This window comes from Paraburkholderia sp. BR10141 (genome assembly GCF_056155635.1).
In genome coordinates, this window is sequence record NZ_JBMIQH010000004.1 from 338,640 (window position 1) to 360,314 (window position 21,675).

The following is a 21,675-nucleotide window of genomic DNA, read 5'->3' on the forward strand; positions in this document are numbered from 1 at the left end:
AACGCGAGCGGGCGGCGACAGGCGCGATCGATCGATTCCAGCAGCAGTCCCGGAGAACCTGATGAGTTATTTTCTGGACCGGTTGAAGTTCATGTCGCGCGTGAAGTCGACGTTTTCGAAAGGTCACGGCGCGGTGGTGAACGAGGACCGCAAATGGGAAGACGGCTATCGCAGCCGCTGGCAGCACGACAAGATCGTGCGCTCGACCCACGGCGTGAACTGCACGGGCTCGTGCTCGTGGAAGGTTTACGTGAAGAACGGCCTGATCACGTGGGAAACGCAACAGACCGACTATCCGCGCACGCGCGCTGACCTGCCCAATCACGAACCGCGCGGCTGCCCGCGTGGCGCCTCGTATAGCTGGTACGTGTATTCGGCGCAGCGCGTGAAGTACCCGATGATCCGCGGGCGCCTGATCGAGATGTGGCGCGAGGCGCGCAAGACGCTCGACCCGGTCAAGGCATGGGCTTCGATCGTCGAGGACCCGAAGAAGGCGGCGCACTACAAGCGCGCGCGCGGCCAGGGCGGCTTCGTGCGCGCCGGGTGGGACACGGCCACCGAGATGATCGCGGCGGCCAACGCCTACACCATCGGCAAGTACGGTCCCGATCGCGTGATTGGCTTCTCGCCCATTCCCGCAATGTCGATGGTCTCGTACGCCGCGGGCGCGCGTTATCTGAGCCTGATCGGCGGGGCGTGCCTGTCGTTCTACGACTGGTATTGCGACCTGCCGCCTTCTTCCCCGCAAGTGTGGGGCGAGCAGACCGACGTGCCCGAATCGGCCGACTGGTACAACTCCACCTATCTCGTGGTGTGGGGCTCGAACGTGCCGCAAACACGCACGCCCGACGCCCACTTCTACACGGAGGTCCGCTACAAGGGCACGAAGACGGTGGCCGTGTCGTCCGACTTCGGCGAGATGGTGAAGTTCGGCGATATCTGGCTCGCGCCGAAGCAGGGCACCGACGCGGCGCTCGCGCTCGCGATGGGCCACGTGGTGCTCAAGGAGTTTCACGCTACGGCGAAGTCCGCGTACTTCCGCGATTACGTGAAGCAGTACACCGACATGCCGATGCTCGTCGCGCTCGCGAAGCGCGACGGCTCGCTGGTGCCGGACCAGTTCCTGCGCGCGTCGCAACTCGCCGCGAATCTCGACGAAGCGAACAACCCGCAGTGGAAGACGCTCGCCATCGATTCGACCACGGGCGACATCGTCGCGCCGAACGGCTCGATCGGCTTCCGTTGGGGCGAAGGCGAGCACGACGGCGGCAAGAAGGTGGGCCGCTGGAACCTCGAAATGAAGGACGGTGGCAGCGGCCGCGAAATCGATCCGCGCCTTTCGCTCGTCGATCGGCATGACGAAGTGGTCGAGGTGGGCTTCCCGTACTTCGGCGGCGAACATGGCGCGCTGCTCGCGCGCCGCGTGCCCGTGAAGCGCGTGGCGCTGGCGGACGGCACGAGTGTGCTGGTCGCCACCGTCTACGACCTGCAGATGGCCAACTACGGCGTCGACCAGGGGCTTGGCGGCCCGAACGTCGCGTCCTCGTATGACGACGACGTGCCCTGCACGCCAGCATGGCAGGAGAAGCACACCACGGTGCCGCGCAAGCTCGTGATCCAGGTGGCGCGCGAGTTTGCCGACAACGCCGACCGCACGCGCGGCAAGAGCATGGTGATCGTCGGCGCGGCGCTCAATCACTGGTACCACAACGACATGATCTACCGCGGCATCATCAATCTGCTGATGATGTGTGGCTGTATCGGCCAGAGCGGCGGCGGCTGGGCGCACTACGTGGGCCAGGAAAAGCTGCGTCCGCAATTCGGCTGGGCGCCGCTCGCGTTCGCGCTCGACTGGTCGCGCCCGCCGCGCCAGATGAACGGCACGTCGTTCTTCTACAACCACACGAGCCAGTGGCGCCACGAGAAGGTGAGTCTCGACGAGATCCTCGGCCCCGGCGCGGACCGCGAACGCTACAAGAATCTGTCGATGCTCGACCTCAACGCGAAGTCCGAGCGCATGGGCTGGCTGCCTTCGGCGCCGCAACTGGGCGCCAATCCGCTCGACGTGGTGGATGCCGCGCAGCGCGCGGGCGTGCCGCCGGTGCAATACACCGTCGATCAGCTGAAGTCGGGCGCATTGAACTTCGCCTGCGACGACCCCGACAACCCTGCGAACTTCCCGCGCAACATGTTCGTGTGGCGCTCGAACATCCTCGGCAGTTCGGGCAAGGGGCACGAGTATTTCCTCAAGTACCTGCTCGGCACGCAGAACGCGCTGTTCGGCGACGAAGCCGACTCGATCAAGCCTTCCGAAGTGAAGGTGCGCGAAGCGGCCGAAGGCAAGCTCGACCTGCTCACCGTCCTCGACTTCCGCATGAGCACCACGTGCCTGTACGGCGACATCGTGCTGCCCTCGGCCACGTGGTACGAGAAGGACGACCTCAACACGTCGGACATGCACCCGTTCATCCATCCGCTTTCGGAGGCGGTGCAGCCGTTGTGGGAGAGCAAGACCGACTGGGAGATCTACAAGGCCATCGCGAAGACGTTTTCGGAGATCGGCGGCGCGCATCTGGGCAAGCGCACGGACCTCGTGTGCACGCCGCTCATGCACGACACACCGGGCGAACTCGGCCAGGCGTTCGAGCCGAAGGACTGGCGTCTTGGCGAATGCGATCTGATCCCTGGCAAGACCGCACCCTCGATGACGCTCGTGGAGCGCGACTATCGCGAGATCTGCAACAAGTTCACGTCGGTCGGGCCGCTGCTCGAGAAGCTGGGCAACGGCGGCAAGGGCATCAACTGGAACACCGTGCACGAGGTGGGCGAGTTTGCCCGGCTCACGGGCATCCAGCAGAACCGCGGCGCGGCCGAGGGGCGCCCGCGTCTGGAAACGGCCATCGACGCCGCCGAGATGATCCTCACCTTCGCGCCGGAAACCAACGGCCACGTAGCGGTGAAGGCGTGGGACGCGCTCTCGAAGATCACGGGCCGGAATCACACGCATCTGGCCGAAGGCCGCGAGCACGACAAGATCCGCTTTCGCGACGTGCAGGCGCAGCCGCGCAAGATCATCTCCGCGCCCACGTGGTCGGGGCTCGAATCGGAAGAGGTGAGCTACAACGCGGGCTACACGAACGTGCACGAGCTGATTCCCTGGCGCACGCTCACGGGCCGTCAGCAGTTCTATCAGGATCACCGCTGGATGCTCGATTTCGGCGAGGGCCTGTGCAACTACAAGCCCGCCATCGACACGAAGACGACCTCGCCGATGCTCGGCGCGAAACCCAACGGCGAGCACGAACTCGTGCTGAACTGGATCACGCCGCACCAGAAGTGGGGCATCCACTCCACGTACACGGACAACCTGCGCATGCTCACGCTCTCGCGTGGCGGCCCGCACGTCTGGGTCTCGGAAGCCGAGGCGAAAGAAGCCGGGCTCGTCGATAACGACTGGGTCGAAGTGTTCAACGTGAACGGCACGCTCACCGCGCGCGTCGTGGTGAGCCAGCGCGTGCCGCGCGGCATGTGCCTCATGTATCACGCGCAGGAAAAGATCATCAACGTTCCCGGCGCGGAAACGAGCGGCATGCGCGGCGGCATTCACAACTCGGTCACGCGCACGGTGCTCAAGCCCACGCACATGATCGGCGGCTACGCGCAACTCGCGTATGGCTTCAACTACTACGGCACCGTCGGCAGCAATCGCGACGAGTACGTGATCGTGCGCAAGATGAGGAAGGTCGAGTGGCTGGAAGGCCCGATGAAGGAAGGAGCAGCATCATGAAAATCCGCGCCCAGGTGGCGATGGTCCTGAACCTCGACAAGTGCATCGGCTGCCATACGTGCTCCGTCACGTGCAAGAACGTGTGGACGTCGCGCGATGGCGTCGAGTACGCGTGGTTCAACAACGTCGAGACGAAGCCCGGCATCGGCTATCCGAAGGAATGGGAGAACCAGGAGAAGTGGAACGGCGGCTGGGTCCGCAACCCGAACGGCAAGATCGAGCCGCGCCAGGGCCCGAAGCTCAAGGTGCTGGCCAACCTGTTCGCCAACCCGAACCTGCCCGGCATTGACGACTACTACGAGCCGTTCACGTACGACTACGAGCATTTGCAGAAGGCGCGCCTCTCGCAGACGCCGCCCACCGCGCGCCCCGTGTCGGTCATCACCGGCAAGAAGATGGACAAGATCCATTGGGGTCCCAACTGGGAAGACGACCTGGGCGGCGAGTTCGCCTCGCGCAGCCGCGACAAGCTGTTCGAGAACGTGCAGAAGGAGATGTACTCGACCTTCGAGAACACCTTCATGATGTATCTGCCGCGCCTGTGCGAGCACTGCCTGAATCCCGCGTGCGTGGCGTCGTGCCCCTCGGGCTCGGTGTACAAGCGCGAAGACGACGGCATCGTGCTCGTCGACCAGGACAAGTGCCGCGGCTGGCGCATGTGCATCTCGGGTTGCCCGTACAAGAAGATGTACTTCAACTGGAAGAGCGGCAAGGCCGAGAAGTGCATCTTCTGCTATCCGCGTATCGAGGCAGGGCAGCCGACCGTCTGCTCGGAAACGTGCGTGGGCCGCATCCGCTATCTGGGTGTGATGCTTTACGACGCGGACCGCATCAGCGAGGCGGCCTCGGTTGAATCGACGCAGGATCTGTATCAGTCGCAGCTCGACGTGTTCCTCGATCCGCACGATCCCGCCATTCAGGCCGAGGCGCGCCGCCAGGGCGTGCCGCAGAGCTGGCTCGACGCCGCCGTGCGCTCGCCCGTGTACCGCATGGCGGTCGAGTGGAAGATCGCGTTCCCACTGCACCCCGAGTACCGCACGCTGCCGATGGTCTGGTACGTGCCGCCGCTGTCGCCGATCCAGTCGGCCGCGGACGCGGGCCATATCGGCATGGACGGCGTGATTCCCGACGTGGCGAGCCTGCGCATTCCCATGCGCTATCTCGCCAACCTGCTCACCGCCGGCGACGAAAAGCCCGTGATTTCGGCGCTCAACCGCATGCTGGCGATGCGCGCCTACAAGCGCACCCAGGCCGTGGACGGCGTGAACGACAACGCGGTTCTCGCGCGCGCAGGCCTCACACCCGAGCAGGTCGAGGACATGTACCGCACCATGGCGATCGCGAACTACGAGGACCGCTTCGTCGTGCCGTCGCACAAGGAAATGGTCGAGGACTCGTTCAACGAGAAGGGCAGTTGCGGCTTCTCGTTCGGCAACGGGTGTTCGGGCGGCGTTTCCGAGGGTTCGCTGTTCGGCTCGAAGGTCGAAGGCAGCGTGGCGTATGTCGATATGCCGAAGTCGCGTCGCAAGACGCCGTCTGAAGCTTGAGCGGGAGGGCATCATCATGTCGATTTATCCGGTTCTCTCCGCGCTGCTCGATTATCCCGAGCAGCCCTTGCTCGACGCGCTCGACGAGATCGAAGCCGCGCTCGAGGCCCTGCCGAACGGTGCATTCGCAGCGCGCGAACTGGCGCCGCTCATCGCGGCGCTGCGCGAGCGCTCGCTCGTCGAGTCGCAGGAGGCGTACGTGGCCACCTTCGACCGCAATCCGCGCCACTCGCTGCATCTGTTCGAGCACGTGCACGGCGAGAGCCGCGCGCGCGGCCAGGCGATGGTCGATCTGCTCGACGAATACCGCAGCCATGGCCTCGACGTCGCGACGAGCGAGTTGCCCGACTACGTGCCGCTCTTTCTCGAAGTGCTCGGCCTGATTGGCGAGGACGAGGCGCGCGCGCTGCTTGGCGAGGCGATTCACGTGCTCGCGGCGCTCGGCAATCAGCTCGAGAAGAGCGAAAGCCCGTACGCGGGCATCTTCACGGTGCTGTGCGAGCTGACCGATGTCGAGCCGCTGCCGCTCGTGGACGCCCCCGTGCGCGACATGGACGAGGCGCTCGAACGCTTCGGCACCGGCGCAGATGGCGTGGAGCCGCTCGTGCACGCGTTCGGCGCGAGCAACTCGCCGCAGGTCGTTCAATTCCACCCGCGAGCGCAGTTTGCCGCGACCACTGCGACGACCGCGGCTGCCTGCGCAAAGGAATCGCCATGAACACGTTCAATCAGTTTTTGTTCGGCATCTATCCATATATTGCCGCCGCCATCTTCCTGTTCGGCAGCCTCGCGCGCTTCGAGCGGGAGCAGTACACATGGAAGGCGGACAGCTCGCAGCTGCTCTATCGCGGACATTTGCGGCTCGGCAATATCCTCTTTCACGTCGGCGTCCTCGGGCTCTTCTTCGGGCATCTGTTCGGTCTGCTCACGCCCGTCGCCGTGTGGGACTGGCTCGGCGTGCCGCACGCGGTCAAGCAGCTCGTGGCGATGGTCGCGGGCGGCGTGATGGGCTCGATGTGTCTGGTGGGCCTCGCGATCCTGCTGCACCGGCGGCTTTCGAACGCCCGCGTTTCGGCCGTGACGCGCGTGGGCGACAAGGTGCTGCTGTTGTGGCTGCTCGTCACGCTGCTGCTCGGGCTGAGCACCATCGGCGAATCGGCGAGCCACATGGACGGCGCGATGATGGTGCGGCTCATGACCTGGGCGCAGCACATCGTCACGTTCCGCGGCGACGCAGCGAGCTATGTGGCAGAAGCACCGCTTATCTTCCGCATGCACCTCTTCATGGGCATGACGCTGTTCGTGATCTTCCCGTTCACGCGGCTCGTGCACGTGTGGAGCGGGTTCGCCTCGATCACCTATCTGTCGCGCGCCTGGCAGCTCGTGCGCAGCCGCTAGCGGCCAACGTTTGCCTCTGGACGGCCGTGGGGATGGCCGTTCATTGCGGGGAGCGAGACCCACTCGCATTCCCCGCTTTTTTTCGCGATGCGCCCAGGTCAGGGGCGGCGCGACGTGGTTCGCCAGGACTCGCCCGGGAGGCAGCTGACCTGACGCATAGTGTCGCAGTTGGCCGTGCAGACCGCGACATAGCGCGCGATCGGCCGCACTCGGTCCGATAATGTCGATACAGGCGCCGCCGCTTCGGCGCAGCCGATTCCCGGTCCCGGCCATGACTCCGTCTTCCGATTCCGCAACCGCATCTGCCGCTTCCGCCGTATCCTCCGGCGCGCACGAAGCGCCGTTCCCGAAGCGGCTCTCCACGCGCATCGTTGTGCTCTCCACGGTTGCGCTGGCGCTCGTGCTTGCGATGATCAGCGGCACGCTCTGGCTCTCCTGGCAGCTCGAAGGCGGCGGCGCGGCGATCAACGACGCGGGCAGCCTGCGCATGCGCGCGAACGCGGTGGCGATCGCGCTATGGGAAGCCCGCACCGGTCAGCCCTCGCAAGTCGACGCGCAGATGCACCAACTCGACGAGACGCTGCGCGAATTGCGCGACGGCGATCCGGCGCGCCCGCTCTTTCTTCCCGCGGACGCCGGCATCCATGCGCAGTTCGAACGCGTCGCGTCTGCCTGGAATCACACGCTCAGGCCCGCTGCGCTAAGCGACCTCGCCGCCAGCGGGGGCGAGCCCTCGATGTATATCGGCCTGCTGCCCGGTTTCGTCGACGACGCGAACCGGCTCGTCAGCCTGATCGAGCGCGAGAACGCGCGCAAGACCGCGTGGCTGCGCATTTCGCAGGTCGCGCTCGCGGCGCTGTCGTGCGTGGGCACGATGGCGATCGTCTATTTGCTTTACCAGTGGTTCGTGGCGCCTGTGCAGCGCTTGCAGGACGGGCTCGCGCGCATCGAGGCGCGGGAGTTCGACACGCGGTTGCCGGTCGAAACGTACGACGAGTTCGGCCATCTCACGCAAGGCTTCAACCGCATGGTCGCGGAGTTGCAGGCGCTGTACCAGGACCTTGCCGGGCGCGTGGACGCCAAGACCGCGCAACTGGCGGCGCAAAACCGCGAACTCGCCACGCTTTACGAGATGGCGGCGTTTCTCAACACGCCGGGCCCGGCGGAAAGCCTGTGCCACGATTTCCTCACGCGCGTCATGCGCGAATTCGACGCCGACGGCGGCACGGTGCGCGTCGTTTCGCCTGACGACGGCAATCTGCATCTGCTCGTCTCGGAAGGCATGCCCGAATCGATCACGCGCGCAGAGCAGTGCATGCCGGCGGCGGACTGTGCGTGCGGCGGTGCCACGGCCGAGGCGCCGGTCGTATTCGGCCTGGTGGCACAGCCGGGCACGCGCGCGGCCGGCGGAGAAAGCGGCGAAAGCGGCTTGAGCGGCGCTTTCACGCAGCGCTGCCTGAAGGCGGGCTTCTTGAGCGTCGCGGTGTCGGCCATCGTCGCGCAGAACGAGACGCTCGGCACGTTCTCGCTGCACTTCCGGCGCGAGCGGGAGATTCCGCCTTCGGGCGTCCAGCTGCTCCAGACGCTCGGCCGCCACCTGGGCGTCGCGCTCATGAACCGGCGGCTCGTGGCGCTCGGACGCCAGCTCGCCGTGTCCGAGGAGCGCAATCTCGTCGCTCAGGGGCTGCACGACAGCATCGCGCAAGGCCTGAGCTTCCTGAAGATGCAGGTGCACCTGCTCGATGGGGCGGCGCAACGGGGCGACCTCGACGAGATTCGCGAGATCGTGCCGCTGCTCGCGGGCGGCGTAGAGGAGAGCTACGACGACGTGCGCGAACTGCTGCTGAATTTCCGCACGAAGCTCAGCCCAGGCAAGCTGCGGCTCGCCGTGGAGGACACGGTGGCGCGCTTTCGCCGCCAGTCGGACGCCGAGCTGACGCTCGACTATCGCGACGAAGACGGGCCGCCGCTGCCGCCTGACCAGCAGCTGCAGGTACTTTTCGTGTTGCAGGAGGCGCTCTCGAATGCACGCAAGCATGCGCAGGCGCTGCACGTACAGGTGAGTGTCGTGAACGCGCGCGACTTCCGCCTCACGATCGAGGACGACGGCGTGGGCTACGATCCCGCCGATATCGCCTCGCGTGGCGAATCGCACGTGGGCTTCCACATCATGCATGAGCGCGCGCGACGTCTTGCCGCCGTGCTCACGCTGCAGAGCGCGCCGGGGCGCGGCGCGCGCGTCGAACTGGTATTGCCCGCCGCGAGCCGCATGGCCGCGTAAATATGGCCAATGAACCTCGTCGATGGCGCTACGCTCAAAATCAGAAGACATCGCGACAAAACAACGATCCCCATGACCATACGCATCCTGCTCATCGACGACCACACGCTCTTTCGCTCGGGCGTGAGTGCGCTCCTGCAGCGCCAGCCTGACCTGGAAGTGGTGGGCGAGGCGTCGGACGGCGTGGAAGGCGTCAAGCGCGCGAAGCAGCACCTGCCCGACGTCATCCTGCTCGACCTCAACATGCCGGGCCTCTCGGGGCTCGAAACGCTGCAACTGCTGGTGGAAGATCTGCCGGACACGGCGGTCGTGATGCTCACCGTCTCCGAGGAAGCCGACGAGCTCACCGCCGCGATGCGCGAGGGCGCGCGTGGCTTCCTGCTCAAGAGCATCGACGCCGACGCGCTCGTCGCGGCGATCCGCAAGGCCGCGAGCGGCCAGCCGGTGATTACCGAGCACATGACGGCGAAGCTCGTGGAGCAGATGCGCAAGCCTGCGCAGTCGACCGGCGCAACCGGCACGACTGGCGCCGCGCGCGCGAGCGCGGAGGCGCTCACGGCGCGCGAGCGCGACATCGTGCGCGAACTGGCGCGCGGCGCGAGCAACAAGGAGATTGCGCGTGCGCTCGACCTGGCGGAGAGCACGGTGAAGATTCACGTGCGCAACATTCTGCGCAAGCTCAATCTCACGAGCCGCGTGCAGGTGGCGATCTACGCGATGGGGCACGACGGCATGACCGACGTGCCCGGCGAGCCGCGCGGGCGCTGAAGGCCGCGCGCGGGTCTGGGAAAAACGGGCTCAGACGAGCCGCAGATAGATCAGTTCGCGCTTGATATACGCGTAGAAAATCGGCGCGGCGACCACGCCTTGAATGCCGAACGCCGCTTCCATCACGAGCATCGCGACGAGCAGCTCCCACGTGCGCGCCTCGATCTGGCCGCCCACGATGCGCGCGTTCAGGAAGTATTCGAGCTTGTGGATCAGGATGAGGAACACGAGCGCCGTGACCGCCGCGGGCAGGCTCACGGTGAGCGCGATGGCGACGATCAGCGTGTTCGAGATCAGGTTGCCGATCACGGGCAACAGGCCCACCACGAAGGTCACCACGACCAGCATCTTCGCGAGCGGCAGCGGCGCGTGAAACAACGGCAGCGCGAGCAGGAGGAAGAGGCCGGTGAACACCGTGTTGATGGCCGAAATCTTCACCTGCGCGAACACGATGCGGCGGAACGCGTCGGCGAAACGCGACACGCGCGCGACGAACGCGGTCGAAAGCGGCAGCCGGGTGGCGTTCTTCTGCGCGCCAATGGCGATGATCGCGCCGATGATCATGCCGATCACGATATGTCCGAAGATGCGCGCGGCGTTCTTGCCGCCCTGGCCGAGCTGGGTGGCGTGCTCGTGCATGAGCGCGAGCGCCTTGAGCTTCATCTGGGCGACGTCCACGGGCAGATAGGCGGCAATGGACTCGGGAATGCGCCCGCGCGCCTGGTCGACGAACGTCATCATCTGCGCCATGACCTTCTGCACGCTCGGCACGTCGTTTTCGAACTGCTCGATGACGCCCACGGTGAGCCCCGTGAGCACGCCCACGATCACGATGGAAACCAGCACCACGGAAAGCCAGCGGGCGCGGCTGCTCGACATGCGCCGCTCGATGAGCGGCGAAATGGTATGAACGAGCTGGAAGACGAGCATGCCCGCGAGCAGCGCGCCGAGCAGGTTCAGGTGCAGCACCGCCAGCATGCCGGCGAGCGCGGCCACATAGCTGCCGATTTCCACTGCCGAAAGCTTCGGCAGGCTCATGTCGCTCGTGAGCCTGACCGGCCGTGGCCGCAGGTCGCGCACCTGTTTATCTTCCGTCGCTTCGTTGCGCTTGACCATGTTGGGTGTATTCCGTCTCCAAACTTCGGGGGCGCACGCGCCCCTGCCCCGTTGTTGCTGCAGCTATTTCTACTGCTAAATTTCCGGCCCGGTCGTCAGCCCGCCTGGCGGGTCATTTGCCCGAGGCCGTGTCCAGCGCGGCGATCTGGCGCTTGAGCAGCGGCGCGAGATAGCGGCCCGTGAAGCTTGCCTTCGACTTCGCCACCTGTTCGGGCGTCCCCTGGGCCACGATCTGCCCACCGCCCGCGCCGCCTTCGGGTCCCATGTCCACGACCCAGTCGGCGGTTTTGATTACATCGAGATTATGCTCGATGATGACCACCGTGTTGCCCTGATCTCGAAGCCGGTGAATCACTTCGAGCAAAAGCGCGATGTCGTGGAAGTGCAGGCCCGTGGTCGGCTCGTCGAGTATATACAGCGTGCGGCCCGTGTCCCGCTTGGAAAGCTCGAGCGAAAGCTTCACGCGCTGCGCCTCGCCGCCCGAGAGCGTGGTGGCCGACTGGCCGAGGCGGATATAGCCGAGGCCCACATCGAGCAGCGTCTTGAGCTTGCGCGCCACCACCGGCACCGCCTTGAAGAACTCGTAGGCGGCTTCCACCGTCATGTCGAGCACTTCGCTGATGTTCCGGCCCTTGTATTGAATCTCCAGCGTCTCGCGGTTGTAGCGCTTGCCGTGACAGACATCGCAGGGCACGTACACGTCGGGCAGGAAGTGCATTTCCACCTTGAGCACGCCGTCGCCCTGGCAGCTTTCGCAGCGTCCGCCCTTCACGTTGAACGAGAAGCGGCCCGACTCGTAGCCGCGTTCCTTGGCGGCCGGCACGCCCGCGAACAGTTCGCGGATGGGCGTGAACAGGCCCGTGTAGGTGGCCGGGTTCGAGCGCGGGGTGCGCCCGATCGGCGACTGGTCGACGTTGATGACCTTGTCGAAGTGCTCCAGGCCCTCGATCGCCTCGAACGGCGCAGGTTCCGCCGACGATCCATACAGATGCTGCGACACCGCGTGATAAAGCGTGTCGTTGATGAGCGTGGACTTGCCCGAGCCCGAGACGCCGGTCACGCAGGTCAAAAGACCGACGGGCAGGTCGAGCGTCACGTGCTTGAGGTTGTTGCCGTGGGCCTCGACGATGCGCAGGCGGCGCTCGCCGGGCTCGATGCGCTCGTCGGGATAGTCGATGCGGCGCGCGCCCGAGAGGTACTGGCCCGTCATCGAAGCCGGATCGTGTTCGACTTCCCCTGGCGTGCCTTGCGAAATCACCATGCCGCCGTGCTCGCCCGCGCCCGGACCCATGTCGACCACGTAGTCGGCCATGCGGATCATGTCCTCGTCGTGCTCGACAACGATCACCGAATTGCCGAGGTCGCGCAGGTGCTTGAGCGTGGAGATCAGGCGGTCGTTGTCGCGCTGGTGCAGGCCGATGGACGGCTCGTCGAGCACGTACATCACGCCCGTCAAGCCGGAGCCGATCTGCGAGGCGAGGCGGATGCGCTGCGCCTCGCCGCCGGAAAGCGTCTCGGCGCTGCGCTCGAGCGAGAGATAGTCGAGCCCGACGTTGTTGAGGAACATGAGGCGCGCGACGATTTCCTTGACCACCTTGTCGGCGATCTCGCGCTTTGCACCTTCGAGGTGCAGCGTCTGGAAGTAGCCGAGCGTGTCGCGCAGCGGCCAGCCGCTCACTTCATAAATGGCGCGCGCCTCTTCGCCCGCGCCGATGCGCACGAAACGCGCTTCGCGGCGCAGGCGCGTGCCTTCGCAGTGCGGGCAGGCCTGGTTGTTCTGGTACTTCGACAGCTCCTCGCGCACGGCGGCGGAGTCGGTCTCGCGGTAGCGGCGTTCGAGGTTCGGGATGATCCCCTCGAACACATGCTCGCGCACCGAAGTGCGGCCGCGCTCGTTGATGTACGAGAACGGAATCTCCTGCTTGCCGGAGCCGTAGAGCAGGGTCTTGCGCACTTTCTCCGGCAGGTCCTCGAACGCGGTGTCGATATCGAAGTCGTAGAACGCGGCGAGGCTCTGCAGCATCTGGAAGTAAAACTGGTTGCGCCGGTCCCAGCCCTTCACGGCGCCCGCCGCGAGCGAGAGCGACGGGTGCGCCACCACGCGCTTCGGATCGAAGAACGTGATCTGGCCCAGACCGTCGCACTCGGGGCACGCGCCCATCGGGTTGTTGAACGAGAAGAGGCGCGGTTCCAGCTCCGGCAGCGAATACGAGCAGATCGGGCAGGCGAACTTCGAGCTGAAGAGGTGCTCGCGGTTCGTGTCCATTTCGAGCGCGATGGCGCGGCCGTCGGCCAGACGCAGCGCGGTTTCGAACGACTCCGCGAGGCGCTGCTTCATGTCGGGGCGCACCTTCAGACGGTCCACCACCACGTCGATGGTGTGGCGCTCGCTCTTCTTGAGCTTGGGCAGCGACTCCACCTCGTAGATCTTCGCTTCTCCTTCGTTGGCCGTGCCGCCGCCCGAGCGCACCCGAAAGCGCACGAAACCCTGCGCCTGCATGTCGTCGAACAGCTCGGCGTGCTCGCCCTTGCGGTCCACGATCACGGGAGCCAGGATCATCAGCTTCGTTTCTTCGGGCAGGGCGAGCGCGGCGTCCACCATCTGCGAGACGCTTTGCGACTCGAGCGGAATCTCGTGGTCCGGGCAGTAGGGCGTGCCGATGCGTGCGTAAAGCAGCCGCAGGTAGTCGTGGATCTCGGTGACGGTGCCGACGGTCGAGCGCGGGTTGTGCGACGTGGCCTTCTGCTCGATGGAAATAGCCGGCGACAGACCCTCGATCAGGTCGACGTCGGGCTTCTCCATGAGCTGCAGGAACTGGCGCGCGTAGGCCGACAGGCTTTCCACGTAACGGCGCTGGCCTTCCGCGTAAAGCGTGTCGAACGCCAGCGAGGACTTGCCCGAGCCGGAAAGCCCGGTGATCACCACGAGCTTGTGGCGCGGCAGGTCCAGATTGACGTTCTTCAGGTTGTGGGTTCGGGCCCCACGGATACGGATCTGTTCCATGAACCTGCGGGAGAAAGGGAAACCAAACCTGCTACTATAACGACTTTTCCAGACCGCCGTTACGGCTTGCTGACGGTCTTTGAAAGGGCCCGGAGCGGCAAGTGCAAGGGCCTCGAAAGAGGCGCGTCAGGGGGCGTCCCGGTCAACAAACGTGCGGGCACTTGCGGTCCGAACACATAACGCTCCGATGTCCTCCAATTCACCCGCTACCTCTTCACGCATGAGCGCGCCAGAGTTGCGCGCGACCGTCTCGCTGGCGGCGATCTTCGCGCTGCGCATGCTCGGTCTGTTCATGATCATGCCGGTGTTTTCCGTCTACGCGAAAACCATTCCCGGCGGCGACAACCTGCTGCTGGTCGGCATCGCGCTCGGTGCATACGGCGTCACGCAGTCGCTTCTCTATATTTTCTACGGCTGGGTTTCGGACATGGTGGGCAGAAAGCCCGTCATCGCCACCGGCCTCGTCATCTTCGCGATCGGCAGCTTCGTCGCGGCGGGCGCGCACGACATGGTGTGGATCATCGTCGGGCGGGTGATCCAGGGCATGGGCGCGGTGTCGTCGGCCGTGCTGGCGTTCATCGCCGACCTGACGGCCGAGGAGCACCGCACCAAGGCCATGGCGATGGTGGGCGGCTCGATCGGCATGTCGTTCGCCGTGGCCATCGTCGGCGCGCCGATCGTGTTCCATTGGGTCGGCATGAGCGGCCTGTTCGCGCTGGTCGGGGTGTTCTCGATCCTCGCGGTGGGCGTGGTGATCTGGGTCGTGCCCGACGCGCCCAGCAAGCCCGTGCACGTGCGCGCCCCGTTCGCCGAGGTGCTGCACAACGTGGAGCTGCTGCGCCTGAACTTCGGCGTGCTCGTGCTGCACGCCACGCAGACGGCGCTCTTTCTCGTCGTGCCGCGCCTGCTCGTGGACGCGGGCCTGCCGGTCGCGTCGCACTGGATGATCTACCTGCCGGTCATGGGCCTCGCGTTCGTCATGATGGTGCCCGCCATCATCGTCGCGGAGAAGCGGGGCAGGATGAAGGCCGTGCTCGTTTCTGCGATCGGTCTTATCCTGATCGGCCAGCTTTTGCTCGGCTCGCTCGCGCATACACTTGTCATCGTGTCGGCCGTGCTGTTCGTGTACTTCCTGGGCTTCAACATCCTGGAGGCTTCGCAGCCTTCGCTCGTGTCGAAGCTCGCGCCGGGCAACCGCAAGGGCGCGGCCACGGGCGTGTACAACACCACCCAGTCGATCGGGCTCGCGCTCGGCGGCGTGGTGGGCGGATGGATCCTCAAGCACGAGGGCGCGAGCGCCGTCTTTTACACGTGCTCGGGGCTCGTCTTGTGCTGGCTTATAATCGCGGCCAATATGAAGGCGCCGCCCAAGCGGGCAGAAGCCACGCGGGCTTGACCCGGGCGGGCCTGAGTTAGAACCAGCGGTTCACAGCAACGCAATTCGCGGAGGCGGTCCGCGACCGGCGAAGGCGCATGACACATCAGGCGCTCGCCGGCGCGCACCGCGCGGCCGCTCCTCGCAACGGAATCAAACAGGAGAAATTCATGGCATCCGTGAACAAGGTGATCCTCGTCGGCAACCTCGGCGCCGATCCGGAAGTGCGCTATCTGCCGAGCGGCGACGCCGTGGCGAACATTCGCCTCGCCACGACCGACCGCTACAAGGACAAGGCGTCCGGCGAGTTCAAGGAAATGACCGAATGGCACCGCGTGTCGTTCTTCGGGCGCTTGGCCGAGATCGTCTCGGAGTACCTGAAGAAGGGTTCGTCGGTGTATATCGAAGGCCGCATCCGCACGCGCAAGTGGCAAGCGCAGGACGGCACCGACCGTTACTCGACGGAAATCGTCGCCGACCAGATGCAGATGCTGGGCGGCCGCAGCGGCGGCGCCTCGATGGGCAGCGACATGGGCGACGACGGCGGCTACAGCCGTGAGCAGTCCGCACCGCGCGGCGGCGGCCGTGCTTCGGGCGGTGGCGGCGCGCCGCGTTCGAGCGGTGGCGGTGCCGGCGGCGGCGCAGGCGGCGGCCGTTCGAACGCGCCGGCTGGCGGCGGCTTCGATGAAATGGACGACGATATTCCGTTCTAAAGCGTTCGAACAGATCGGCAGGACCTGAAGCCCCGGCTCGACCTTGCGGTCGAGGCGGGGTTTTTCATTTGTGCGTGCGGACCGAGCGAACCACGCGAGTCGAGCGCCGACCCGCTGCGACGTTTTCGCGCACACAGTCAATTCTCCGCCTCAAGCGACACGTTTTCTGATTTTTGTCACGGCAAAACTCCCGCCGGCGCGCGACCATTTAAAAGATGCATTGATTTTGCATCTTACAAGACGGCTCGCGCCGTCACCCCACAAGGAAAAGGAGTAAACCGTGTTTTGCTATCAATGTGAACAGACCGACCGCACCCAGGCCATACCGGGCTGTGCCTCGGCCAAGGGCAACTGCGGCAAGGACGCCACGACTGCGGATCTGCAGGACCTGCTGATCTACGCGGCCAAGGGCATTGCACAGTATGGCGCGCTCGCGCGCGGCCTCGGCAGCCCCGATCGCGAAGCCGACCGCTTCATGCTCTACGCGCTGTTCACAACGCTCACCAACGTCAATTTCAACGCCAGCCGTTTCGTGGCGATGCTGCGCGAGGCAGCGCAACACCGCGATCGCGTGAAGTCGACCTGCGAGGCGCTCGCGCACGGCGTCGCCAATGCGCAGCCGGGCGGCGCCGCGCTCTGGCAACCGGGCAACGACCTCGCCGAACTGCAGGCGCAGGCCGCGCTCGTCGGCATCAAGGCCGGGCTGCCGAAGGTAGGCGAGGACGTTGTGGGCTTGCGCGCCCTCGTGCTCTACGGCCTCAAAGGCGTGTGTGCCTACGCTCATCACGCGCGCGTGCTCGGATACGAGAGCGAAGAGGTCTACACGGGCGTGGAGGCGGCGCTCGTGTTTCTCGCGAGCGAACCCACGCAGGCCGGCGATCTTCTTGAACATGCGCTCGCCCTCGGCAACCTGAACCTCAAGGTCATGGAACTGCTCGATGCGGCAAACACGGGCCGCTTCGGCATGCCCGAACCCACTGCCGTGCGCGTGACGCCCGCGGCGGGCAAAGCCATCCTGGTTTCGGGCCACGACCTCGGCGATCTGGAGGCGCTGCTCGAAGCCACCCAGGGCACCGGCGTGCAGATTTACACGCACGGCGAAATGCTGCCCGCGCATGCTTACCCGAAGCTCAAGGCTTATCCGCATCTGGCAGGCAACTACGGCGGCGCATGGCAGGACCAGCAATCGGACTTCACTCATTTCCCCGGCCCGATCCTGATGACCTCCAACTGCCTGATCGAGCCGCTGCCGCAGTACCGCCAGCGCATCTTCACGACAGGGCCGGTAGGCTGGGCCGGCGTGCGCCATCTCGAGCATCACGCGTTCGCGCCGGTCGTGCAGGCCGCGCTCGCGCTGCCGGGCTTCCGCGAAACGACGCCGGAGGAAACCATCACCATCGGCTTTGCGCGCAATACGGTGCTCGGCGTGGCCGACAAGGTGATCGACGCGGTGAAGGCCGGACAGATCCGCCACTTCTTCCTGATCGGCGGCTGCGACGGCGCCGCGCCGGGCCGCAACTACTACACCGAGTTCGCGCAGGGCGCGCCCGGCGACACCGTCGTCATGACGCTCGGTTGCAACAAGTACCGCTTCAACCGTCACCAGTTCGGCGACATCGGCGGCATTCCGCGCCTGCTCGATCTGGGCCAGTGCAACGACAGCTATTCGGCGATCCAGATCGCGATCGCGCTCTCGAAGGCCTTCGACTGCGGGGTGAACGATCTGCCGCTCACACTCGTGGTGTCGTGGTTTGAGCAGAAGGCCGCCGCGGTGCTGCTCACGCTGCTCGCGCTCGGCCTGCGCAACATCCATCTCGGACCGACGTTGCCCGCCTTCCTCACGCCGAATGTCCTCGACATCCTCGTCGAGCAGTTCGGCATTTCGCCGATCGGCGAGGCGCAGGCGGACCTCGCCGCGGCGCTCGCTCGCAAGGCCGCTTGAGCGCGGGTGAAAGGTCATGAGTTATCAAATCGAGCTCACCACGCGCGACGGCCAGGCGTTCGGTTTCGCGTGCGAGCCGGGGCAGGACGTGCTGAGCGCGGCGGCGGCGGCGGATATCACGCTGCCCTCGCAGTGCCGGCGCGGCAGCTGCGGCGCGTGCCACGCCACCGTGACTGAAGGCGCGTACACGCTTGGCGACCACAGTGCGGACGCGTTGCCGTCCGGCGACCCGCACGCGGTTCTGCTGTGCCGCACGAGACCTTCGGCAGACTTGCGCGTCGCCGCGCCGTACGACGGCACGAAGGTGCTGCTGCAGCCGGTCGCCGCGCGCACGGCGCGCATCGCCGCGCTCGACACGATCGCCGACGACACGCGCCGTCTCGAACTGCTGCTCGACGCCGACGACACGAGCGGCAGCGCCGCCGAGTTCGAAGCGGGCCAGTTCGCGGAGCTGGAGCTGCCGAAGGGCGGCGTGAAGCGCCCGTTCTCGCTTGCCAACACGAGCAACTGGGAGGGGCGTCTCGAGTTCCTGATCCGGCTGCGGCCGCAAGGCGAGTTTTCGGCGTATCTGCGCGAGCGAGCGCAGCCGGGCGACGTGCTCACCGTTCACGGCCCGCAGGGCGGCTTCGGTTTGATCGCCGACAGTCTGCGCCCGCGCTGGTTCGTGGCGGGCGGCACGGGTCTCGCGCCCGTGCTCTCGATGCTGCGCCGCATGGCCGAATTCGGGGAAATGAACGACGCGCGGCTCTTCTACGGCGTGAATCGCGAGAGCGAACTTTTCCTGCTCGACGAACTGGACGCACTTCGGGAGGCGTTGCCGCAACTGCATGTCGAGCTTTGCGTGCGCGAAGCGGGCGATGGCTGGCAGGGCTCGCACAGCACCCCTGTCGACGCGCTCGCCGCCGCGTTGGCAGACGCTGGCGCGGCACCCGAACTCTACGTTTGCGGTCCGCCCGCGATGGTGAGCGCCGCGCAGGCGGTGGCGGCGCGCGCACGCGTGCCGTCCACGCAGTTCGTGAGCGAACGCTTCACGGTCTGAGCAGCAATGCAGTGAGTCGTGTTTCTTCGTGTCTGATTGACCTCGCCTTCGGGCGGGGTTTTTTTTCGCGTCTCGGGCGGCCATGCACGGCACTTCCGAGCGATCTGTTCAAGCGATTGACATTCAGTCATTAACTGTCAAAATGTCCAATATCATGATGCCAACCCGAAAAACCCGTTCCGGCCTTTCCACTGACGAAAATGCGCTGCTCCTGCGCGAAGGCGAGAAGATCGTCGCGGCGCTCGGGCAGACGCTCGCGCCGCTCGTCGAGGTCGTGCTGCACGACCTCACGCGGCCCGAGCACTCGGTCGTGGCGATCGCGAACAATTTGTCAGGACGGCAAGTCGGCGACGCCGCCACCGAAATGGGCCTCGCGCGCATCACCGACTCCGGCTTTCCCGAAGTCGTGGCCAACTATCCGAACCGCTTTCCCGACGGGCGTCCGGCCAAGAGCACATCCATCGGCCTGAAGAACAGCGCGGGCGAGTACGTCGCGGCCCTCTGCCTGAACATGGATGTGTCGCTGATCGGCGCGGTGACGGCGGGCCTCGGCCAGCTGATCCAGACGAGCGCGGCTGCGCCCGTCGCCGAAACGCTCGCACCGCGCGGCGTGGGCTGTGTGCGCGAGGCGCTCGAACGCTTCGCTGCCACGCGCAACACCACACCGATCGGCATGACGCTCGCGCAGCGCCGTGAGGCCGTGCGCGAGCTCGCGACAAACGGAATGCTGAACCTGCGTCATGCGCTCGCCGACGTGGCCACCACGCTCGGCGTGGCGCGCTCGACCGTCTACACCTACCTGCCAGCCGAAGAACGACCATGAGCACTCTGCCTATTACCTTCGAAGACGTCGCCGCCGCCCACGAACGCCTGCGTGGCGTCGCGCACCGCACGCCGGTTCTGACTTCCAGCACCGCGAACGAACGCACGGGCGCGCAGCTTTTCTTCAAATGCGAGAACCTGCAGCGCATGGGCGCGTTCAAGTTCCGCGGCGCCTATAACGCGATCGCGCAGTTCACGCCGCAGCAGAAGGCGGGCGGCGTGATCACGTTTTCGTCGGGCAACCATGCGCAGGCGATCGCGCTGTCGGCGCGTCTGCTCGGCGTGAAGGCCGTGATCGTCATGCCGCACGACGCGCCCGCCGTGAAGGTCGAGGCCACGCGCGGCTATGGCGGCGAGGTCGTCTTTTACGATCGCTATACCGAGGACCGCGAGGCACTCGGCAAACGGCTTGCGGCCGAGCGCGGCCTCACACTCATTCCGCCGTACGACCACGCTCACGTGATGGCCGGGCAGGGCACGGCCGCCAAGGAGTTGTTCGAGGAAACGGGCGAGCTCGACATGCTGCTCACCCCGCTTGGCGGGGGCGGGCTGCTGTCGGGCTGTGCGACCGCCGCGAATGCCCTCTCGCCCGCGTGCACGGTGATCGGCGTCGAGCCCGAGGCCGGCAACGACGGTCAGCGCAGCCTGCAGTTGGGCGAGATCGTCCACATCGACACGCCGAAGACCCTTGCCGACGGCGCGCAAACCCAGCATCTCGGCAACCTGACCTTCGCGGTGATTCGCGAGCGCGTGAGCGAGATCGTCACGGTGAGCGACGCGGAACTCGTCGATACGATGAAGTTCTTCGCGAACCGCATGAAGCTCGTGGTCGAACCCACCGGCTGCCTCGCGGCGGCGGCGGTGCTGCACGGCAAGGTGGACGTGCGCGGCAAGCGCGTGGGCGTGCTCATCTCCGGGGGCAACGTCGACCTGCTGCGCTTCGCCGAACTGGTTCAGGCCGCAGGCTAAAGCGCCTGAACTCAAGCGAGCAGTTGCGCGAGCGCCGCGCGCGCGTTCGTCACGTGCGCGGACTCGCCCGGCCGGCCCGGCAGCAAATGAAATTCGGCCGCGGGCAGTGCAGGCAAGCCGAATGAAGCCGGGCAGGGCATCAGTCCTTCGCCGATCGACGACTCGTTCAGACACGAGATTCCCAGCCCCGCCTTGAGCGCGAGCTGCAGCCCGGCCACGCCCGAAGCCGAATGCGAGATCAGATAGGGCATGCGCGCTTCGTCGAGCAACCTCACGACACGGCGCTGCAACTGGCAGGTCGCCGGCAGCAGCACGAGCGGCCAGGGCGGCGTGAGCGCGGGCCGCTCGCGCAGCGTTTGCGTCGCGCCCACCCACACCAGTTTTTCGCGGCGTATCGACGTGCTCTTGTGCGTGCTGCGGCCTTCCTCCACCAGCCGCAGCGACAAGCCGATGTCGTAGGCGTTATCGTCGGCGCTGCTGTCGATCACGGCGCTCGGCAGCACGGTCACATGCAGACGCAGGCGCGGATGCTGGACCGCGAAGCGCCGGATGATCTCGGCGACGTCGTGCGGCCGGTAATAGTCCGTGATCGCAATGCGCACTTCGCCGTCGAGCGTGCGGCCGAGCATGTCGTCGAAGGCGGCGTCGCAAAGCGCGACGATGCGGCGTGCGTGGTCGAGCAGCTTCGCGCCCGCGGGTGTGGCGGACATGCCCTGCTTGCTGCGCACGAAAAGCGGCTGGCCGACGCGCTCTTCGAGCTTCTTGAGCTGTTCGCTCACCGACGACTGCGAGAGGAACACCCGCTCGGCACCCGCAGAGACACTGCCCGCTTCTGTCACGGCGATAAACGTGCGCAACTGCGCGAGATCGAAACCGCGTGCGTTCATTGATTCGGCTTGATCAGATGCGTTTCA

At 65.9% G+C, this 21,675-nt stretch carries 15 protein-coding genes; 12 read left to right on the plus strand and 3 right to left on the minus strand.

The features are described from left to right. The first annotated feature begins 61 nt into the window (after window positions 1–61). From ACOJB8_RS08145 to ACOJB8_RS08170, 6 genes are all read left to right on the plus strand, one after another. Window positions 62–3,787 (plus strand): nitrate reductase subunit alpha, encoded by a 3,726-nt coding sequence (locus ACOJB8_RS08145; RefSeq protein WP_342949509.1) that lies wholly within the window; start codon window positions 62–64, stop codon window positions 3,785–3,787. Beyond that, the gene (narH, locus tag ACOJB8_RS08150) at window positions 3,784–5,334 is read left to right on the plus strand and encodes a nitrate reductase subunit beta (RefSeq protein ID WP_475012036.1); all 1,551 of its coding nucleotides are present in this window, start codon (window positions 3,784–3,786) and stop codon (window positions 5,332–5,334) included. Before ACOJB8_RS08145 ends, narH begins: the two co-directional genes overlap by 4 nt. Continuing rightward, entirely contained in the window at window positions 5,324–6,052 is a 729-nt protein-coding gene (gene narJ, locus ACOJB8_RS08155) for a nitrate reductase molybdenum cofactor assembly chaperone (RefSeq protein ID WP_475012084.1), read from the plus strand. The genes narH and narJ overlap by 11 nt, the downstream gene beginning before the upstream one ends. Beyond that, window positions 6,049–6,732 (plus strand): respiratory nitrate reductase subunit gamma, encoded by a 684-nt coding sequence (gene narI / locus ACOJB8_RS08160; protein WP_069264820.1) that lies wholly within the window; start codon window positions 6,049–6,051, stop codon window positions 6,730–6,732. Before narJ ends, narI begins: the two co-directional genes overlap by 4 nt. A 271-nt stretch (window positions 6,733–7,003) precedes the next feature. Beyond that, complete coding sequence (locus tag ACOJB8_RS08165; RefSeq protein WP_475012038.1) at window positions 7,004–9,013, plus strand: type IV pili methyl-accepting chemotaxis transducer N-terminal domain-containing protein; 2,010 nt, start codon at window positions 7,004–7,006, stop codon at window positions 9,011–9,013. A gap of 72 nt (window positions 9,014–9,085) precedes the next feature. Beyond that, complete coding sequence (locus ACOJB8_RS08170; protein ID WP_342949506.1) at window positions 9,086–9,781, plus strand: response regulator transcription factor; 696 nt, start codon at window positions 9,086–9,088, stop codon at window positions 9,779–9,781. Window positions 9,782–9,811: 30 nt separating this feature from the next. Here ACOJB8_RS08170 and ACOJB8_RS08175 read toward each other — a convergent pair whose 3' ends face one another. Both ACOJB8_RS08175 and uvrA read right to left on the minus strand, forming a co-directional pair. Next, window positions 9,812–10,897, minus strand: coding sequence for an AI-2E family transporter (locus ACOJB8_RS08175; RefSeq protein WP_069264815.1), 1,086 nt, complete (start codon window positions 10,895–10,897; stop codon window positions 9,812–9,814). 112 nt (window positions 10,898–11,009) lie between these two features. Continuing rightward, entirely contained in the window at window positions 11,010–13,901 is a 2,892-nt protein-coding gene (gene uvrA, locus ACOJB8_RS08180) for an excinuclease ABC subunit UvrA (RefSeq protein ID WP_069264813.1), read from the minus strand. 220 nt (window positions 13,902–14,121) lie between these two features. Between uvrA and ACOJB8_RS08185 the strand changes: the two genes are divergently transcribed. The 6 genes from ACOJB8_RS08185 to ACOJB8_RS08210 all read left to right on the plus strand — a co-directional run bounded on the left by ACOJB8_RS08185 (window position 14,122) and on the right by ACOJB8_RS08210 (window position 20,761). Further along, window positions 14,122–15,297: an MFS transporter gene (locus ACOJB8_RS08185; RefSeq protein ID WP_342949504.1), complete on the plus strand. Its 1,176-nt coding sequence runs from the start codon at window positions 14,122–14,124 to the stop codon at window positions 15,295–15,297. Between the two features lie 149 nt (window positions 15,298–15,446). Continuing rightward, window positions 15,447–15,989, plus strand: a complete 543-nt coding sequence (locus ACOJB8_RS08190; protein WP_069265232.1) for a single-stranded DNA-binding protein — start codon at window positions 15,447–15,449, stop codon at window positions 15,987–15,989. Window positions 15,990–16,269: 280 nt separating this feature from the next. Continuing rightward, the gene (gene hcp / locus ACOJB8_RS08195) at window positions 16,270–17,931 is read left to right on the plus strand and encodes a hydroxylamine reductase (RefSeq protein ID WP_475012041.1); all 1,662 of its coding nucleotides are present in this window, start codon (window positions 16,270–16,272) and stop codon (window positions 17,929–17,931) included. A gap of 16 nt (window positions 17,932–17,947) precedes the next feature. Continuing rightward, window positions 17,948–18,970 (plus strand): 2Fe-2S iron-sulfur cluster binding domain-containing protein, encoded by a 1,023-nt coding sequence (locus ACOJB8_RS08200; RefSeq protein WP_368618137.1) that lies wholly within the window; start codon window positions 17,948–17,950, stop codon window positions 18,968–18,970. 154 nt (window positions 18,971–19,124) lie between these two features. Next, the gene (locus ACOJB8_RS08205; RefSeq protein ID WP_324162487.1) at window positions 19,125–19,793 is read left to right on the plus strand and encodes a helix-turn-helix transcriptional regulator; all 669 of its coding nucleotides are present in this window, start codon (window positions 19,125–19,127) and stop codon (window positions 19,791–19,793) included. After that, entirely contained in the window at window positions 19,790–20,761 is a 972-nt protein-coding gene (locus ACOJB8_RS08210) for a threo-3-hydroxy-L-aspartate ammonia-lyase (protein WP_475012044.1), read from the plus strand. Before ACOJB8_RS08205 ends, ACOJB8_RS08210 begins: the two co-directional genes overlap by 4 nt. 11 nt (window positions 20,762–20,772) lie before the next feature. On the opposite strand, the gene ACOJB8_RS08215 is transcribed toward ACOJB8_RS08210, so the two are convergent. After that, window positions 20,773–21,648: a LysR family transcriptional regulator gene (locus ACOJB8_RS08215; protein WP_368682798.1), complete on the minus strand. Its 876-nt coding sequence runs from the start codon at window positions 21,646–21,648 to the stop codon at window positions 20,773–20,775. Between the last annotated feature and the right edge of the window lie 27 nt (window positions 21,649–21,675).

Bases quoted from the DNA above. Each gene is read 5' to 3' on its own strand.
- ACOJB8_RS08145 (WP_342949509.1), top strand. From the start codon at position 62: ATGAGTTATTTTCTGGACCGGTTGAAGTTCATGTCGCGCGTGAAGTCG.
- narH (WP_475012036.1), top strand. From the start codon at position 3,784: ATGAAAATCCGCGCCCAGGTGGCGATGGTCCTGAACCTCGACAAGTGC.
- narI (WP_069264820.1), top strand. From the start codon at position 6,049: ATGAACACGTTCAATCAGTTTTTGTTCGGCATCTATCCATATATTGCC.
- ACOJB8_RS08165 (WP_475012038.1), top strand. From the start codon at position 7,004: ATGACTCCGTCTTCCGATTCCGCAACCGCATCTGCCGCTTCCGCCGTA.
- ACOJB8_RS08170 (WP_342949506.1), top strand. From the start codon at position 9,086: ATGACCATACGCATCCTGCTCATCGACGACCACACGCTCTTTCGCTCG.
- ACOJB8_RS08175 (WP_069264815.1), bottom strand. From the start codon at position 10,897: ATGGTCAAGCGCAACGAAGCGACGGAAGATAAACAGGTGCGCGACCTG.
- uvrA (WP_069264813.1), bottom strand. From the start codon at position 13,901: ATGGAACAGATCCGTATCCGTGGGGCCCGAACCCACAACCTGAAGAAC.
- ACOJB8_RS08185 (WP_342949504.1), top strand. From the start codon at position 14,122: ATGAGCGCGCCAGAGTTGCGCGCGACCGTCTCGCTGGCGGCGATCTTC.
- ACOJB8_RS08190 (WP_069265232.1), top strand. From the start codon at position 15,447: ATGGCATCCGTGAACAAGGTGATCCTCGTCGGCAACCTCGGCGCCGAT.
- ACOJB8_RS08200 (WP_368618137.1), top strand. From the start codon at position 17,948: ATGAGTTATCAAATCGAGCTCACCACGCGCGACGGCCAGGCGTTCGGT.
- ACOJB8_RS08205 (WP_324162487.1), top strand. From the start codon at position 19,125: ATGATGCCAACCCGAAAAACCCGTTCCGGCCTTTCCACTGACGAAAAT.
- ACOJB8_RS08210 (WP_475012044.1), top strand. From the start codon at position 19,790: ATGAGCACTCTGCCTATTACCTTCGAAGACGTCGCCGCCGCCCACGAA.
- ACOJB8_RS08215 (WP_368682798.1), bottom strand. From the start codon at position 21,648: ATGAACGCACGCGGTTTCGATCTCGCGCAGTTGCGCACGTTTATCGCC.